15 protein-coding genes are annotated in these 16,523 nt (G+C 42.9%); 3 read left to right on the top strand and 12 right to left on the bottom strand.

From position 1 onward, the window contains the following. Positions 1-499: 499 nt before the first annotated feature. From MHM99_RS17565 to pnp, 5 genes are all read right to left on the bottom strand, one after another. Positions 500-841 carry a hypothetical protein gene (locus MHM99_RS17565; RefSeq protein ID WP_187447555.1) on the bottom strand — a complete coding sequence of 114 codons (342 nt, stop codon included), beginning with the start codon at positions 839-841 and terminating at the stop codon, positions 500-502. Between the two features lie 400 nt (positions 842-1,241). After that, a complete protein-coding gene (locus tag MHM99_RS17560; RefSeq protein ID WP_187447556.1) occupies positions 1,242-1,502 on the bottom strand; it encodes a hypothetical protein in 261 nt (86 codons plus the stop codon). 95 nt (positions 1,503-1,597) lie between these two features. Further along, positions 1,598-2,779 (bottom strand): hypothetical protein, encoded by a 1,182-nt coding sequence (locus MHM99_RS17555; protein ID WP_239220227.1) that lies wholly within the window; start codon positions 2,777-2,779, stop codon positions 1,598-1,600. A gap of 324 nt (positions 2,780-3,103) precedes the next feature. Further along, positions 3,104-3,397 (bottom strand): DUF1244 domain-containing protein, encoded by a 294-nt coding sequence (locus MHM99_RS17550; protein WP_012518312.1) that lies wholly within the window; start codon positions 3,395-3,397, stop codon positions 3,104-3,106. A gap of 161 nt (positions 3,398-3,558) precedes the next feature. Further along, positions 3,559-5,670, bottom strand: a complete 2,112-nt coding sequence (gene pnp / locus MHM99_RS17545) for a polyribonucleotide nucleotidyltransferase (protein WP_039229711.1) — start codon at positions 5,668-5,670, stop codon at positions 3,559-3,561. Between the two features lie 339 nt (positions 5,671-6,009). Here pnp and MHM99_RS17540 point away from each other — a divergent pair, with 339 nt between their 5' ends. Then, the gene (locus MHM99_RS17540) at positions 6,010-6,564 is read left to right on the top strand and encodes an HNH endonuclease (protein ID WP_014949384.1); all 555 of its coding nucleotides are present in this window, start codon (positions 6,010-6,012) and stop codon (positions 6,562-6,564) included. 3 nt (positions 6,565-6,567) lie between these two features. Here the strand turns inward: MHM99_RS17540 and MHM99_RS17535 are convergent, their stop codons facing one another. The 5 genes from MHM99_RS17535 to MHM99_RS17515 all read right to left on the bottom strand — a co-directional run bounded on the left by MHM99_RS17535 (position 6,568) and on the right by MHM99_RS17515 (position 12,947). Then, positions 6,568-7,518, bottom strand: a complete 951-nt coding sequence (locus tag MHM99_RS17535; RefSeq protein WP_039229391.1) for a mechanosensitive ion channel family protein — start codon at positions 7,516-7,518, stop codon at positions 6,568-6,570. A 130-nt stretch (positions 7,519-7,648) separates the two neighbouring features. Beyond that, positions 7,649-8,896, bottom strand: a complete 1,248-nt coding sequence (locus MHM99_RS17530) for a glutamate-5-semialdehyde dehydrogenase (RefSeq protein ID WP_239220226.1) — start codon at positions 8,894-8,896, stop codon at positions 7,649-7,651. Continuing rightward, complete coding sequence (gene proB / locus MHM99_RS17525; RefSeq protein WP_049587803.1) at positions 8,893-10,002, bottom strand: glutamate 5-kinase; 1,110 nt, start codon at positions 10,000-10,002, stop codon at positions 8,893-8,895. Before proB ends, MHM99_RS17530 begins: the two co-directional genes overlap by 4 nt. 16 nt (positions 10,003-10,018) lie before the next feature. Continuing rightward, positions 10,019-11,533 carry a sodium/proline symporter PutP gene (gene putP, locus MHM99_RS17520; RefSeq protein WP_239220228.1) on the bottom strand — a complete coding sequence of 505 codons (1,515 nt, stop codon included), beginning with the start codon at positions 11,531-11,533 and terminating at the stop codon, positions 10,019-10,021. Between the two features lie 367 nt (positions 11,534-11,900). After that, a complete protein-coding gene (locus MHM99_RS17515) occupies positions 11,901-12,947 on the bottom strand; it encodes a DNA topoisomerase IB (RefSeq protein ID WP_187447562.1) in 1,047 nt (348 codons plus the stop codon). A gap of 583 nt (positions 12,948-13,530) precedes the next feature. Here MHM99_RS17515 and MHM99_RS17510 point away from each other — a divergent pair. Together MHM99_RS17510 and MHM99_RS17505 are read left to right on the top strand one after the other, a co-directional pair. Continuing rightward, positions 13,531-14,121 (top strand): hypothetical protein, encoded by a 591-nt coding sequence (locus MHM99_RS17510; protein ID WP_187447563.1) that lies wholly within the window; start codon positions 13,531-13,533, stop codon positions 14,119-14,121. 179 nt (positions 14,122-14,300) lie between these two features. Continuing rightward, positions 14,301-15,131, top strand: a complete 831-nt coding sequence (locus MHM99_RS17505) for an HAD-IIB family hydrolase (protein ID WP_049587797.1) — start codon at positions 14,301-14,303, stop codon at positions 15,129-15,131. A 71-nt stretch (positions 15,132-15,202) separates the two neighbouring features. Here the strand turns inward: MHM99_RS17505 and MHM99_RS17500 are convergent, their stop codons facing one another. Further along, positions 15,203-15,907 carry an SDR family NAD(P)-dependent oxidoreductase gene (locus MHM99_RS17500; protein ID WP_168533477.1) on the bottom strand — a complete coding sequence of 235 codons (705 nt, stop codon included), beginning with the start codon at positions 15,905-15,907 and terminating at the stop codon, positions 15,203-15,205. A gap of 20 nt (positions 15,908-15,927) precedes the next feature. Continuing rightward, positions 15,928-16,458, bottom strand: coding sequence for a DUF2878 domain-containing protein (locus tag MHM99_RS17495; RefSeq protein ID WP_239220225.1), 531 nt, complete (start codon positions 16,456-16,458; stop codon positions 15,928-15,930). Between the last annotated feature and the right edge of the window lie 65 nt (positions 16,459-16,523).

The raw sequence follows: 16,523 nt of genomic DNA, 5'->3' as shown, positions 1-16,523 counted from the left end.
AAGCTTCAAGCTCTTTCTTATTCATGTTCATCTGCCTATCCTTAACTCTCTATAGAGTAAATTGAGATAGGCAGTTACACAAAATTAGTTACAGTCTCTGAGCCGACGCAAACATGCCTGTCTCTTTTAGTCCATACACCGTATAAACAAATATGACTGTATTGTTTAGTCATTTCACGCAAGCCCAGAAAAGAAACATGCCTATCTTGTTTAGTTTGATTTCGATATCGCTAATATGCCTGTCTTGTTTGGTATTCCCCAGAAAAGTAAAGACATGAGCCTGTCTTATTTTTATGCGTTTGCTATTACTGGAATATAGCCTTCGATTTCAGACTCCGGCACGTGGACATGACGGCGTAATGTGGCCAAAAACGTGCACAAATGAGCCTGCCTTATTTAGTCTTCTCCATCCGTGAAACAAATATGCCTGTCTTGTTTAGTGCACTCGTCCCCAAACCGTCATGCTATTCAAACAAGCATGCCTGTCTTTTTAAGTCGTTTATGCATATTTGTACCAGTTTAAAAAGAGTTCTAGCCCTTCTTTTGTTTTAATATGCAACCTATACGCTCTATTTCCGAAACCTAATTTCGAAGTAATATAATAAAGATTTGAATGCCTACCAACATTCTTTGGTTGCGGGATATACTCTTCTTCTACGATTACCTCGGGCATAAAACAAGGATAAACTTCGACGTATAAAGAAACTTTCTGCTTATTTTCTTCTATAAGTGCTAGCTCGCGCCCTGACTGCATCTTAAAAGAAGATAATTTATCTCTTTCATCAATAAATGTTGTATCAATTGAGCTATTTAAAATTATTCTTGCCTCTATGGGATTCATCGAATTTATCCTACGTATAACGCTAGGCTAACCGCGTGGGGCAAAATTGCGAAGCCGCCCCGCCTGTATGAGAGAAGTGAGTAGACAGACACATAGTGTACACCGTATAAACAAATATGACTGTATTGTTTAGTCATTTCACGCAAGCCCAGAAAAGAAACATGCCTATCTTGTTTAGTATTCTCGTGTTGAACTGAAACATGCCTGTATTATTTAGTTTCATTTGATTATTAGCATGCCTGTCTTATTAGTTTTTTAGTTTTCTTACAACTCTAAACCATAACCAACAGAGAAATAGAGAAAAAACCGTAATGTCGTTTTTCGCTCATTTATTAAAAACACCAAATCGACGTGCAGATGATTTCGGTATATTTAACGCTACACAAACATGCCTGTTTTTTTAGTTTGGAAGCCTTGCGTGTAACTTGAAAGAGTATTTTACAGGCCCTCTGACAATACCCTTTGACGCAATTAACTTCTTTTTAAGCCTACTAGTATTTGGCTTCGCAAAGCTTAAGCTTTCGAACCAGCCACAGATATCTACAATGGTAAAATGCTCAACCTCTGAGACCTTTGAGTGATAGAACCCTAAGCGCTCAACTCTCTCGATCTCCTTAAGATCAATAAGTCCGCTTATGCTTGAAAACTTCTCGATATTCATTCAGCTCTACTTTTCACTTAACGCCCGCATTTGTGGCTGGTTTGGAGCGCAGCGGAAAGCCAGTCCGACAACATGCGCTTGTTACAAGCAAACCACTACGGAATATGAAACAGCATTACCGATAGCTTTACTTCTCTGTTTTTGTCGTCATTAATATGAAATCTGTAGTGATACCAACCCTCATCTTGCTCATTAACGAAGCCAAGATAATTTTCATGCTCAGATATACATTCTTTAGCTGTGTCTAAAACAGACATAAAATCTTTATTTCTGACGAACATGACTACCGCAGCTTTAGAATCTCTCCATGTCAGGTAGCCAAGTAACTGACTAATGGTTTCCAGAAACCCCTTTTTACCGTGCCAGAATTTCAGCTCAGCTATAAAGACGTTTTTTCCTTCATGTCTCAACAAAATATCCGTTTTACCAGACTTGTTGAAAGTTTCGCCTGTAGCCGAGCCTTCAAAGTTGGGTTCGAGAATCAGAAGCATATGGTCTCTTAAATGCTCCTCGTCCTTGCCAGAATATGTTGAAGGCAAGCGTTCAAACTGCTTACCAACATCATGGATAATTTTGAGTATCTGAGCGTATATTGTCGAATCTAGCGTAGGCTCAGGTGTATAACCCTTTTCAGTAACTTCAGGCTTAGGTTTCGTTGCAATTGCCTTAGTTCTTTTCGCAGGAATAGAAAAAGTAGACGATTTACTTCCGGACTCCCTTACTGGCACCCCCAAAGACGCCATCAAATCATTTTTGCTAAGTAACTGCTCTTTTCTTGCGTCAAATATTCTAGAAGCATGTTGTTCAATAGAAGCATTAAACTTTTCTAGGTCTCTAGTTAAATATCCATTCTGTGTTTCAAGGCTTTGTATTGTTTGATCTGACTCTTGTTTGATACGTTGAGCATCAAGATTAAAGTTAATGATCTTAAAGCAAATGCAATCTTGCTCCACCGAAATAAGTGGCGCAGACGTTGAATATGTACTTGCTCTAACTCGCAGTAATTGCTGGTCGCCGGAAAATGGGAGGTGAAAAATAAGCACATCTCTTGGGTATGAGCCAGCCCTATCCATAAAGTAGGAATTCGGGTGCATTTCAGCAGGTATCATTTCTTCATGAGTGGAAACTGAAAGTCCGTCTTTGTGAATTTCTATAGGATCAATAGAAAATTCACTGACGAGATGCTGCATGTACTCCTCGCGATTTACATTAAGGATGTAATCGTCGTTTTGACGCTTAATCGCTTGATCTATTGCTGAACGTTGATTTTCAAGCATACTGAATCCGTCATATTCAGAAAATGCATGAAAACCGTCTCGTCGAAATCCTCTCATATTTATCCTTTACTTGTAACAACTTACTCGCCCCCAAACCGTCATGCTATTCCACACCACTTTAGGGCACTTCTCCTTTCTACTTCTCACTACTCTAAACCACAACCACAAGAGAAATAAAGAAAAAACCGTAATGTCGTTTTACGCTCATATATTAAAAACACCAACTCGGCGTGCAGGCGATTTTGGTGTATTTCACGCAAGCCAAAAAAAGCCAGCTTCCGCTGGCATCCAAAACAAATAATTTAACGTCACTCTAACTAAAAACTACTTCCCCTGCCTAGCAGCCAACTTCTCCAACTGCTCATCGGTAGCCGGTAGCTGGTGCTTCTCTTTCCACTCTGAATACGGCATTTTATATACCACTTCGCGCGCGGCTTCGTAGTCGATATCAGCACCCTGCTCGCTTGCAGCTGCCGAATACCATTTTGCTAAACAGTTACGGCAGAAGTCGGCCAAAATCATCAGGTCAATGTTCTGAACGTCTTTATTTGCGTCTAGGTGTTCTACTAAGCGGCGGAATACCGCTGCTTCTACTTCGGTTTGCGTTTGCTTATCCATTATCTAATACCTCTAAAAAAGCGTTTTTCGTTATGGTTTGAATGTGTGGGTTAACGGATGAAACCCAACCCGCTATCTCTTTTAAAACCCAAAACGAAAAAAGGGAGCCAAGCTCCCTTTTTACTTATATACAGCTAACTAGGTTTAAAACCTAATCGGCATTACTCTGCGTCGTCAGACTTAGGCGCAGGCTTTTCTAGAAGCTCTTTAATGCTTAAACGTACACGGTTTTGGCGATCGATTTCCATAACCTTAACGTCAACCATTTGGCCTTCTTCTAGGTAGTCAGTTACTTTGTTCACACGCTCGTGAGCGATTTGTGAAATGTGAACAAGACCTTCTTTACCTGGAAGTACTTCTACAAACGCACCGAAATCTACAATACGTGTAATCTTACCGTTGTAAGTCTTACCAACTTCAATTTCAGCCGTTACTTGCTCAATCTTGCTAATAGCGATATCTGCTTTCGCACGCTCTGTCGCAAAGATTTTGATAGTACCGTCGTCTTCAATCTCGATGTTAGTGTCAGACTCTTCAGTAATTTGACGGATCATTGCGCCGCCTTTACCGATAACGTCACGAATCTTGTCTTGGTCAATCTTCATGGTGTAAATGCGTGGAGCAAATTCACTTAGCTCTTCACGGTGACCACCAATCGCTTCGTCCATTACATTAAGAATGTGCAAACGTGCTTCTTTTGCTTGTTTAAGCGCAATTTGCATGATTTCTTTAGTAATACCTTCAATCTTAATGTCCATTTGAAGTGCAGTAATACCTTCGGTAGTACCCGCTACTTTAAAGTCCATGTCGCCAAGGTGATCTTCGTCGCCAAGGATGTCTGAAAGTACAACAAAGTTGTCGTCACTCTTAACTAGGCCCATTGCGATACCCGCAACAGACGCTTTAATTGGAACACCTGCATCCATAAGCGCTAGTGAAGTACCACATACAGACGCCATTGATGATGAACCGTTTGATTCTGTGATTTCAGAAACCACACGTACTACGTACGGGAATTCTTCTTCACTTGGCATTACTGCTTGAATACCACGCTTCGCTAGACGACCGTGACCAATTTCACGACGCTTAGGCGAACCAATCATACCGGTTTCACCAACACAGTATGGAGGGAAGTTGTAGTGAAGCATGAAGCGGCTGTCGCGCTTACCTTGAAGCTCGTCAATCATCTGTGCGTCACGCTCTGTACCAAGCGTAGCAGCTACAAGTGCCTGCGTTTCACCACGAGTAAATAGTGCAGAACCGTGAGTACGAGGAAGAATACCTGTTGCTACGTCTAGTGCACGGATCATTGCTGGGTCACGACCATCGATACGTGGCGCACCAGATAGAATGCGTGAACGTACAACGTCAGACTCAAGGTCGTGAAGAAGGTCTAGCACTTCTTTCTTGTCTTGTTCTTCGTCTTCAGCAAGGATAGCTTCTAGTGCTTTTTCAGTTGCTGCAGTTACTGCGTCTTTACGCTCTAACTTGTCAGAAATCTGGTAAGCCGCAGTCATTTCCGCTTCAGCTAGTGCTTTAACTTTGTCTTTAAGCGCAGTGTTTTCTGCTTCTGGTGCCCAGTCCCACTTCTCAGTGCCAACTTCAGCAGCAAATTCGTTAACCGCGTTAACTACAGTTTGCATTTGCTCGTGACCGAACATAACCGCACCTAGCATGGTGTCTTCAGAAAGCACGCTTGCTTCTGATTCAACCATAAGTACTGCGCCTTCAGTACCCGCAACAACAAGGTCAAGCTCGCTTTCAGCTTGCTCTTCTGCGCGTGTATTTAGAATGTATTCACCGTTGCTAAAACCAACACGAGCCGCACCGATTGGGCCGTTGAAAGGAATACCAGAGATAGCAAGGGCTGCTGAAGTACCAATCATAGAGATGATGTCTGTAGGGATATCTGGGTTAGCAGACATTACAGTTACAACAACTTGTACTTCGTTTTTGAAACCTTCTGGGAATAATGGACGGATTGGACGGTCGATAAGACGTGCAATCAGTGTTTCACCTTCAGATGGACGACCTTCACGCTTGAAGAAACCACCTGGGATTTTACCCGCAGCGTACGCTTTTTCTTGGTAGTTAACAGTAAGTGGGAAGAAGTCTTGATCTGCTTTGGCTTCTTTTTTACCAACTACTGTTACCAGTACAGACGTATCGTCCATGCTCGCAAGAACCGCAGCTGTTGCCTGACGAGCAATTACACCCGTCTCTAGAGTTACAGTATGCTGTCCATACTGAAATGATTTAGTAATAGGAGTCACTATTTGTCCTTTAATTTCAATCTTTATTTTATCGCTTTTAAACGCGGCGCATAGTATAGCCATGAAGTAGCGTTAATACCATGGTCAAATGCAGCCCCGCGCGGAATTTGTCGTGTTATTTGGTCATTAACCGCTACCACCTATAGCACCATGACTATATGAAATATCTGTGAAATTTCAATTATTGACTATATTTTCATCATACTGACACAAAACAGCGTATGCTAGAACAAAAAGCGAACAACGTAAGAACTTAAATAAACATCACGTGCGACCAATGCGCAGAAGTGATTAACCACAACAAGAACGTCTAATATTAGTGTGCTAAAGGAGATAACCATGTTGGTACTTCGACTTAATAAAGCAGGCATGCCACAAGAGTGGATAGATGTTGAACAAGCCGCAAAGCTTTACAGTCAGGATAAGGTGCTATTTGAGCTAGGTAGCGATGCTATAACGCTTAAAGGAGGCTGGAATCACGAAGGGCTGCAAAGTCAGCTTACCCTGTCTAGTATTATCGCGTGCGATGGCAAGGTAACAGATTTATCTGGCAAAGTTGCCCTTACTAATCGCTATTTGTTTAGGCGCGATAGCTACCTATGTATGTACTGCGGCAATAAGTTTACGCCAAAGCAGCTTACCCGAGATCACATTATCCCACGCTCTCGCGGCGGAAAAGACAGTTGGACGAACGTTGCCACTGCTTGCCAGCGGTGTAATCACGCGAAAGGTGCGAAAACGCCAGAAGAAGCCAACATGCCCCTACTCGCTGTTCCGTTCAGGCCCAATGTGTACGAGCGTTTTTACTTAATGAACAGGCGGATTTTGGCTGATCAAATGGCCTTTTTACAAGGCCATTTCACCAGCCACCGAGAATGGACGTGCCTAGAATAAAGGTTATAACGCACCGCTAGTAGTTGTCTGAGCTTCGGGCATTGCTTTAGCTTGGTTTTGCACTGAAGAGGAATCGCTGTGCTGTGCATGCAACTGACGCTGTTCTTCTTTTTGCGCTTTAAACCACAGGCTTAACCAGTCTGAGCACATTTTATGTTCTAATTCATGAGCTTCGGCTGTAGGGCAAAACAAGCTTACCTTCACCACTACTTTGGCAAGTTCATTGGTTTTAATCTCAACCTCGGGGTCGATGCGAATAAACTCTTGCTCTAAGTGACGTTCAATTAAGCCTTTGTAGCGCTCTGCAACGTCACGGAAATATTCACAATGTGCCTGTGCCCTGGCATGAAACGCTGGAAGCAAACTATAGGCGTTTACAGAAGGCTCGTTCACTATTTCAAATGAATGCAAACGGTAGCGACGCATAAAGTTAAGATTTCGTACGGTTTGAGTTACAAGCTGACTGTTAGGCACGTACACGTGTTTACCCGTGTAGTTAAAGCTTTCAGGGTCTACTTCTAAAAGTGCTGTCTTTGCCCAGTCCATTTCTACCACTTCACCAATGATGTTGTTCATTTGGATCCAGTCCCCTACCCTGAACGGCCGAGCGCCCAAGTAATAAATGAACCCCATAAAGCACTGAATAAACTCGCGGGTTGCCAACACAATGGCCACCATAAAGGCAGCAATGGAGATTGCCAGTGTTTGGATTTCAGAGCTCCACACCATCATTAGCACAATAATGATAAAGGCATTACCCAGCTGCTCTAGGATATTGATTTGGTTTCGGCGGTCTTCGCCACGATGAGAACTAATGCGCCTGATAAGGCGCAACACACCCTTTTTGATAAAGTGCAGTACAATTAAAAGTACTAGAGATGTCAGCAGTTTATAATCATTGGCAAAACTTATAAATTGATGCCATAACTGCGCTGGGTCTATCACAATCTCCATGTAAGCTCCGTCTGTACTCCGAGGGTAAATATTTGAATAGGCGAAAAAAAGCGCCGACGAATGTCAGCGCTTTTAATTATGAATCATGTAAAATCGTGGCACAATGCCGACCAGTTAAAACATCTTTTTATTAGTCGCGAATTTGGCCTTCGCCATTCACTAAATATTTCTCTGAAGTCAATGACTCCAAGCCCATTGGGCCATAAGCATGTAGCTTAGTGGTTGCAATACCAATTTCTGCACCTAAGCCAAGCTGGCTACCGTCAGAAAAACGTGAAGACGCATTAACCATTACTACACTTGCATCAACTGCACGTTGGAATAACTTGCCTTTTTCAGCATCTTCCGTACAAATTACTTCCGTGTGGTTACTACCAAATTGCGCAATGTGGTCAACCGCTGCTTCGAAATCGTCAACTACACGGATAGCGATTTCCAGACCAAGATACTCTTCACCGTACGCGTCTTCAGAAATAACGTCAGCACCATCAAAGTATTGGCTGCCTTTTTCGTTTACGTGAACCTTAACACCCTTTTCTTTGAATGCGTCGGCCACTTTAGGCAAAAAATCGCCCGCAACGGCTTGGTGTACTACTAAGCCTTCTAAGGCATTACACACGCCAGTACGCTGTGTTTTACCATTTAGAAGTAGCGCCATGGCTTTGTCTAAATTTGCATCTTTGTCTACGTAAAGGTGACACACACCCTTAAAGTGCTGAATTACCGGCACCTTGGCGTTGTCAGTCACGTAGTTGATTAGACCTTCACCGCCACGAGGAATAATAACGTCTATATAGTCGCGTTGCTCCATTAACTCTTGCATTAATGCACGATCTGGATTCGGAACTACCGTTACCAGCGCTTTTGGTAAATTGTGCTTCTCCAGCACGTCTTGCATAAGTTCAGCAATGGCTAAACTCGTATCTAGTGCCTCTTTACCACCACGTAATATTACTGCGTTACCCGATTTAAAGCACAGCGCGCCTGCGTCGGCAGTAACATTAGGTCGTGCTTCATATATCATGCACACAACACCCAGCGGTATGCGCATTTTCTTAATCTCAATACCGTTTGGACGTGTACCGATAACGCGCTCTTTACCCACAGGATCATCAAGTTCAACAATAACTTCGATGCCTTCAGCCATGGCTTCAATACGCTCGTCGTTTAGGATTAAGCGGTCAACCATCGCTGCGTCTAAGTTATTCTCTTTGGCGCGCGCGACTTCCCTTTCGTTTACTTCAATAATTTTGCCTTTATTTGCACGAATTGCCGCGGCCATATCAGTTAACACCGCGTTTTTCTGGCTTTCGCTTAAAATAGCCAGTGTACGTGCAGCTTTTTTCGCCTGTTGTGCTAACTCTGTAATAATGCTCATTCTTTCTCCAGATTTGCTATGTGCTGATCAGAAATAATTGGCCCAGTCTTTTCCTCAAACTCATGGGCGAATTCTTCGTTTTCCTGATTCGCAATGAAATTCAATAAACAGCTACTGTAATTCGACTTGGCTTTTACCAGTTTAGTACCGTCTTCTTTACGTACTAGAATGGTGTCGCCTACCGAGAACTCACCTTTCACGTCAATAATTTCGCTACTTGTCAGTTGCTCTGCGTCGCCAGCTAAAGAGGCGTCAAAGTCCCCTTCTACTATCACTTCACCCTGCGCGTTTGACGTATGGCGCATCCAATGCACATTCTCTTGCATTGGCGTGGCGTGAGGTTTGAAATGCGTGCCTGGGTTTTCACCTGCTAGCAGCATATTAAACGACAGTTCAGTAAAGCCGTTAATAATATATGTATCTATACCATGCGAAACGGCTTTTTCGGCCGCTTCAATTTTAGTGCGCATACCACCGGTGCCTACACCGCCTTTTACCGCACCGCCAGCCATGTCATAAATGCTTTGATCAATGGTATTAACTGATTTAAGCAATTGTGCGTCGTCGTGTTCATGCGGGTTCTTATCGTACAACCCATCAATGTCTGAACAGATGATAAGTGCATCTGCTTCAGCTGCCGACGCCACCATGGCCGATAAATTATCGTTATCACCCACTTTCAATTTGTCAGTGGTAACAGTGTCGTTTTCGTTCACGATAGGCAGAATATTGTTGTCCAATAAACTGAATATCGTTTCACGGATACTTACGTAACGCTCTCTGTCTCGTAAGTCAGCATGCGTTAAAAGCATCTGAGCAGACGGAAAATCAAACAGTCTGTCCCATGTGGCAATCATTTCGGTTTGACCCGCTGCTGCCATTGCTTTTTTAACTGCAATATCTGACTTTTCTTGCTCTGGAAACAAATGCGCGCCCGCTGCGACAGAACCAGAAGACACGAGTACAACTTGTGTACCGTTGGCTCTGCATCGCACGATAAATTGCGCAATGCTCAAAAGGTAATGACTGCTACAACCTTGTTGGTTGGGCGATATCAATGCACTACCCACTTTGATGACTACGCGTTTCCAATTTGGATGACTCATAATAAACTTTTTAACCTTAAGATTGTTGATTTGCTAATTCTTCACTGGCTTGCGCGAATGTTGCTTGTACGTTTGACGATGGGTTTTCGCTAAAGCGACTTACCACATAAAGCGTTAACGTACTTACCGCAAACCCTGGAATAATTTCATAAATAACGCTGCTTAACGTTTTACCGTCAGCTAAAACGGGCGCATAAATCCAGAACAATACGGTTACCGCACCGCTAATCATGCCCGCCATTGCCGCTTTCGCTGTAAGGTCCTTTTTATACAGACAAAACAGTACTAACGGACCAAATGCTGCACCAAAACCTGCCCAAGCATTACTTACTAAAGATAAAATTGTGTTCGACGCATCCATGGCTAATAACAATGCAACCACAGCGACACCTGCTACACCATAACGGCCAATTGTTACCGTTTGCTTTTCACTCAACGCCTTGGTTGAAGACTTTTTATTTACCATTACGCGGTAAATGTCTTCGGTTAACGAACTTGCGCTAACCAGCAGTTGCGACGAAATTGTACTCATAATAGCGGCTAAAATAGCGGCCATTAAAAATCCACTGATAAGTGGGTGGAACAGCAATTGTGAGAAAATAATAAATATCGTCTCAGGGTCGTCGACAGCCAGGCCAAACTGATTGGCATAAGCAATGCCTACGAATCCTGTTGCCAGTGCACCAATGATGGTCACTAACATCCACGACATACCAATATTTCGCGCTGTGCCAATGGCATTAACAGAACGAATTGCCATAAAGCGAACAATAATGTGCGGCTGTCCAAAGTAACCTAAGCCCCAACCTAAACTCGATAGCAACCCAACAATCGTTAGCGTTTCTAACGATTCAGAAAAATTGGGTACAGATTGATAAGCGGCGCTTGTCATTTGCGACACACTATCGAACTCGGTAAACGCAACGATTGGAACCAGTACAAGCGCCACGAACATAATGCACCCTTGTACAAAGTCCGTAAGGCTTACTGCCAAGAAACCACCAAGTAGCGTATAAGACACCACTACACCCAGCGTGATAAATAAGCCTAACTGATAATCGACTGAAAACGCGCTTTCAAACAACTTACCACCTGCAACTAACCCGGCAGAGGTGTATAGCGTGAAAAACAGTACGATAATCACCGCTGAAACAATGCGTAAGCTTGAGTTAGGCGTATCAAAACGCTTGGCAAAAAACTCAGGCACAGTCAGCGAGTCGTTGGCAACTTCGGTATAAACGCGAAGTTTTGGTGCTACTAGTAAATAATTGGCCAACGCACCTGCAACCAACCCTATTGCAATATAAACCGCATCGAAACCGGTTAAGTACATTGCACCTGGTAAGCCCATTAGCATCCAACCAGACATGTCAGACGCACCCGCAGACAGTGCGGTTACTTGAGGGCTAACTTGTCGCCCTCCCAAAATATAACCAGAAATATCACTGGTAGATTGTCGGTAAGCAAACAACCCTATCCCTAACATCGCTATAAAATACACCGCTAGTGATAGGTAACTTTCCATTGGCATAACGTTCGTTATTTCCTCTATTGCTCTTCGAAAACTCGTAAATGAAAACGCCATTTAACCTTTGCTAATTCAAATTCAAAAGCAAATAATTAAATCGAACAATAATCATTAGAGCTCTAACAATATAAGGATCTGACAGAAAATTTCAAGTGCAATTTTTAAACAACATCGTTTAGCTGGCACTTATGTTTAAATTAGCACCAACCATGTTTCACAGCATATTACGTTAACAAAATTTTTAATTACCACTAATATTCAACAACTTAAAAACACCAAGTCATTTATGAAACAATTTAACTTTAGCTGAAAAGGCGCGGAAAGCAGCAACTTTACTATCAGCTAAAACATTTTCATTAAAAATACTTTGTTACGCGCACTCAGACGAAATAACATCCAAAAGAAGCTTTTCTACAGGCAGTAAATGGGTAAGTTGCGTACAATCTTCACTATGTAGCGAGCGAACCCGATTAATTAGCTTCTCACACGCCTTTTCGTCATTTTTCACAGTAAATAGTTTCGGATGAATATAATATTTCCTGCAAACGGTGGGAGTATTGCCTAGCTCTGCTGCAACACACTTACTTAACGTACTCTCCCATTTCTTGGTTCTGGAGTTTGCTATCTGTTCATACACACTGGGCAGGTTTGTTAGTGCAAATCGACTTGATGCCCACGTTCGAAAGTCTTTACAACTGAACTGTTCACTTAGTTCTTTGTGGATGAACGCATTAACGTCTTCGCTCGTTACGTCGTGCCATTGATTATTCTCATCTTGATAACGAAATAAACAGTAACCCTGTTGTTGCGCACAGTCACAAACTAATGAAGCAAGCTCAGGGTCGTTTACTTTTAGTGTTCTTGGTTTGCCGTGCTTACCAATGTAAGCAAGTTCAACACTATCGTCACACTGCGCTTGTACATGCTTGCGCCGTAATGTAGTTAACCCATATGTGTTATTTTCCTTGCTATATTGAGCGTTGCCAACTCTAGCACCTGTGTAATCGAGCAACAGGCACACCAGCGCGCAAGCTCTTTCTTGCGTCCATGTTGGCTGTGAAATTAATGAAAGACAGTGCTCACGGAATTCAGGAAGTGCATTACCAAAGGCAACCAAACGCTCAAATTTTTCTACTTGCTGCTGCTCGTGCCATTTGTTGTGATAGATATATTGTTTACGTCCTTTTTCGTCATAGCCGACAGCTTGAACGCTGGCTTTACTATCACGGCTTATAAAGGTGTCGCGCCAATTTGGAGGAATAACAAGCTTTTTGATACGCTTTAGCACGCGCTCTCCTGTGACTTTCTTTCCACTGGCGTAGCGATAGTAAAACCGTTTATCACCGCAAGCGATGCGCCTTATTGATAGATGGCTATCATCAGAGTAGACGTTGCAATAGCCTTTAATCCGTTTCATTTATAGATACTCCTTTCCTTACCAGCTAAGAAGACCGACTGTTAAGGTGCTGCTACGGCCGTAGATGCTCGCTGTGCTTTCTTAGTCAGATTGCAAACAACGGTACCAAATCTCAATTTATAAATAGAATCTACAGAAGAACGTACAGAAATGATCACTACACGCAAGTAACCTTGCCGCAAGCCGACGCTTCCACGGCAAGACAGTGATTTTAAAGGCCATAACGAATTTTCACGCTATGTGTAAAATTATCACAGTACCGGTTGTTTGGTCCGGCAGCGACGCTTGCTAAAACTCAGCATATCGCTTCGAAATCCTTCTTTATTTCGCCTTCCAGCTTAATAAATCATATTTAACCTTCCGAAAATAACCCTAAAAAACAATAGTATAAAAACGAACTTTCTCTTTTTTATACTAAAGTATAAACCGCTACTTTTCTTCGTCGGAATGCAACTTGAATAAGTATGAACAATAGTTGTCGAGTTACCTATGCACTTGGGTGAAGCCGAACAGCAATACCCTTTGAAGTGCAAGTGAAGTGGATTGATTTAGAGAGTCCAAGTAAGAAGTCGAGGATTTAAAGATGAATGTTCAAAGTTCGAAAAACGTAGAGTCAAAAAGCGAAAACAGTAATGAACATGAGAATTTGAGAGCCCATGTTGTATCAACCGGTGATTTGCAAGTCGCGGCTGTATTTCCGTCAAAACTTAAAGTGCAGGAAGTACTTGAGATAGTTCAAGACCAAACATCTGTTGAGGTATCTCAAGTAGAAATTATCGAAGCTGGCGACCCTAAAATGAGTGAAAAACTTGAACGTAACAGCGCTGCCATTGGCAAAAGCATGTGGTCGTCCCACCTGTTGCTTGGTTCAATCGGTCTGATTGTAGGTTTAGTGGCGGCATTTTTGTTAACGCAGTTTGGCCCAGCGCTTACTCAACAAAATCCCTTATTTACCTACATAGCACTAATTAGCCCAGGCATATTCATTGGGTTATTCATAGCGGGTTTAATCGGTTTACGTCCGGACAGAAATGAGGTTATACAAACCGTAAGACACGCGGTTAGATATGGTAAAGTTGCGCTGGTAATTAACCTTAAAAAGTCACAGTCTGCTTCTAAAGTCTCGCAATTACTGAAGCAGCACACCGACAAAGTGGTCGAATCTATTCGGTAGCAAGACTAGCGACATAATATGGAACGCTGCTTCAAAGCAGAATGTGATACAGTAATCATAGCGGAGTTATCAATCTAGCTGTTCCAATATTTTCGAAGGGCAATATAACGCACTCCACGTTTATTGCCCTTCGTCGTTTGGTCGGCGTTATTCTGAAAGAGAGATTAGGCACCAATTGTATGGATTTACTATTTTTTGATTTAGATGGCACTTTATTAAATAAGTCTTCTGAAATCTCCTCGTTTACTAAAGAGACGTTGGGCTTGCTTGGTGAGAGAGACATTGCATTCACCGTAGCGACGGGTCGTACCATGCATTCAGCGCAATTTGTGCTACAAGGTCAGTCTTTTGTACTCCCTCACATTTATAATAATGGGGTGGCAATTTGGGATCCTGCCGGAAACGCGCTAACACTCGAAAATTTGCTCGCGCCCAGCGAAGTTAATCTTATTATCGAGCACGCCGTAAACAACAATATCACACCTTTCATTAACACAGTGAATATGGATAGCCCAGATCACGAGCACGTGATTTACCATTCGTCGCCTAAGCATCAGGTGGAACACGATTTAATTGAAAAGTATTTTTCGCGCACTAAAGCGCGACTAGCGTCTATTGAGTCACTACCTGCTAATGCACATATTACAAACATCAGTATGATTGGAGATGCACCGCTGGTGTATGATATGTACAAGCAGCTTAACATGCACGAAGGACTGATAGCGTACTCTGGGCCAGCTATCGAAGGAGATGAGTACCGTTGGATGGATGTACACCACAATCTTGCGAATAAAGGCAGTGCGGTAGAGCTTTTGCGCCAACAGTTGAATGCAAGCAACGTTATTGTGTTTGGCGACAGTGATAATGATTTAAGTATGTTTAAGCTAGCAGACGAGGCTTATGCACCTTCTAACGCTAAACCTTATATCAAAGACGCCGCCACTTCCGTCATTGGGCATCACGATGAAGATGGAATCGCCCGTTTTCTACGAGAGCGATTCTCACTTTAGAAGATGCTGATTAAAAAGCACTGTGAAAATGGTAGCCTTCAAACTATATAAGTTAGGCTAGTTAATTAAGGCTACCACTCTATAGGCTCTCTATCTTTTAAGAATTGGCCATGCGGGCCGCCCTCTTCCATGGTTGCTAACCAAATAGCCGTATCTGCTCCCTCCTCGGGCGTTTTGGGCGCATCACTTCCACCCATTCTGGTATGCACCCAACCCGGGGTCATGCTATTAACGGTTACATCAAGAGACTTACCGTCAGCAGCGTCATCAACTACCGCTGCCATCTTAACCGTAAGCGCATTAATAGCAGCCTTTGTTATCGCATAGCACATTGGCCCTTTCAGCCCCTCGGCGAAGCTACCGTAACTAGAGCTTACATTGATAATACGTCCAAAACCTCGCTCAATCATTTGCGGTAACGTTTGCTGGATAAGTGTAAGCGGGGCGTTCACATTAATTTGCATCGATTTAGCCAACGTCTCAGAATTTACATCTTTCCATGGCGTGTCGTCTAAGATACCTGCATTGTTTATGAGGATATCAATAGGGCCATACACGGCCTCAGCTCGAACAAACGCATCGACGATGGCTGTTTCGTTATCAAGAGGCATCTCAATAATATGCAAATCCCCTCCCACAATATCTTTCTTGGCTTCAAGGCCGGCCTCTTCGTCTCGACACCCCATTAGCACTTTATAGCCTTTAGACAGCATTCCTTTTACTATTTCTAGACCTATACCTCTGTTTCCACCTGTAACTAATACGTTTTTCGTCATTGCCAATACACTCCTTGCATTTACGCTTGGGCTTGTTTTGCCTCAAAACGATTGGATAAATAAAAACACAGCGGGAAGATTACACTCCACACTAGAGCGATAAAAATATAAGAAAGCATAACGCTTGCGCCCAATTCAACCGCACCGAATTTGGCGCCGGCGATATAACTGAGCGGCGCGAAGATAGCTCCAGCAAGCGCCGCAACGGCCATTCGACCATTAAAGGCGGTTAAACTGTGATAGACCGTACCTGCAAAGGCTGCCCATAGAAGACTTAGCCAAATTGGAATTGGCCAGAAGCTGACTAGCGTTTCTTTCTCGTTAAAAATGAACAGCCCGCTTTGGGTTAAAAGTGCATCAACCACCGTGCCCAGTAAAAATACCGTGCCCATTAGCTTTATATCTTCCTCTCGCTTGGGCGAAATGGTTATCCATAGAAGGATCAACCCTAACACTGGAATTACTGCTTTGTTCTGGAACAAGATGACCAGCCACCAAATTCCTTGGAACCATACAAAGTTCGCAACCTTTAGTACCGCACTATTCTTCATTTGAAACGCTCATATTTTCAATATCAAAGCATACGTTTACCGGTAAGTGATAGTTCAACCCTATT

Origin of the sequence: Alteromonas sp. MmMcT2-2, assembly GCF_022348305.1 — a bacterium.
GTDB lineage: Bacteria > Pseudomonadota > Gammaproteobacteria > Enterobacterales > Alteromonadaceae > Alteromonas > Alteromonas macleodii.
Note: the sequence above shows the minus strand (reverse complement) of the source record. Positions and strands in the feature narration are given on the sequence as shown.

Coding starts and splice junctions, on each gene's coding strand:
- MHM99_RS17560 (WP_187447556.1), bottom strand. CDS start 1,502: ATGAATATCGAGAAGTTTTCAAGCATAAGCGGACTTATTGATCTTAAG.
- MHM99_RS17510 (WP_187447563.1), top strand. CDS start 13,531: ATGAATGTTCAAAGTTCGAAAAACGTAGAGTCAAAAAGCGAAAACAGT.
- putP (WP_239220228.1), bottom strand. CDS start 11,533: ATGCCAATGGAAAGTTACCTATCACTAGCGGTGTATTTTATAGCGATG.
- MHM99_RS17515 (WP_187447562.1), bottom strand. CDS start 12,947: ATGAAACGGATTAAAGGCTATTGCAACGTCTACTCTGATGATAGCCAT.
- MHM99_RS17555 (WP_239220227.1), bottom strand. CDS start 2,779: ATGCTTGAAAATCAACGTTCAGCAATAGATCAAGCGATTAAGCGTCAA.
- MHM99_RS17500 (WP_168533477.1), bottom strand. CDS start 15,907: ATGACGAAAAACGTATTAGTTACAGGTGGAAACAGAGGTATAGGTCTA.
- MHM99_RS17495 (WP_239220225.1), bottom strand. CDS start 16,458: ATGAAGAATAGTGCGGTACTAAAGGTTGCGAACTTTGTATGGTTCCAA.
- MHM99_RS17540 (WP_014949384.1), top strand. CDS start 6,010: ATGTTGGTACTTCGACTTAATAAAGCAGGCATGCCACAAGAGTGGATA.
- MHM99_RS17530 (WP_239220226.1), bottom strand. CDS start 8,896: ATGAGCATTATTACAGAGTTAGCACAACAGGCGAAAAAAGCTGCACGT.
- MHM99_RS17550 (WP_012518312.1), bottom strand. CDS start 3,397: ATGGATAAGCAAACGCAAACCGAAGTAGAAGCAGCGGTATTCCGCCGC.
- MHM99_RS17565 (WP_187447555.1), bottom strand. CDS start 841: ATGAATCCCATAGAGGCAAGAATAATTTTAAATAGCTCAATTGATACA.
- MHM99_RS17505 (WP_049587797.1), top strand. CDS start 14,301: ATGGATTTACTATTTTTTGATTTAGATGGCACTTTATTAAATAAGTCT.
- MHM99_RS17535 (WP_039229391.1), bottom strand. CDS start 7,518: ATGGAGATTGTGATAGACCCAGCGCAGTTATGGCATCAATTTATAAGT.
- proB (WP_049587803.1), bottom strand. CDS start 10,002: ATGAGTCATCCAAATTGGAAACGCGTAGTCATCAAAGTGGGTAGTGCA.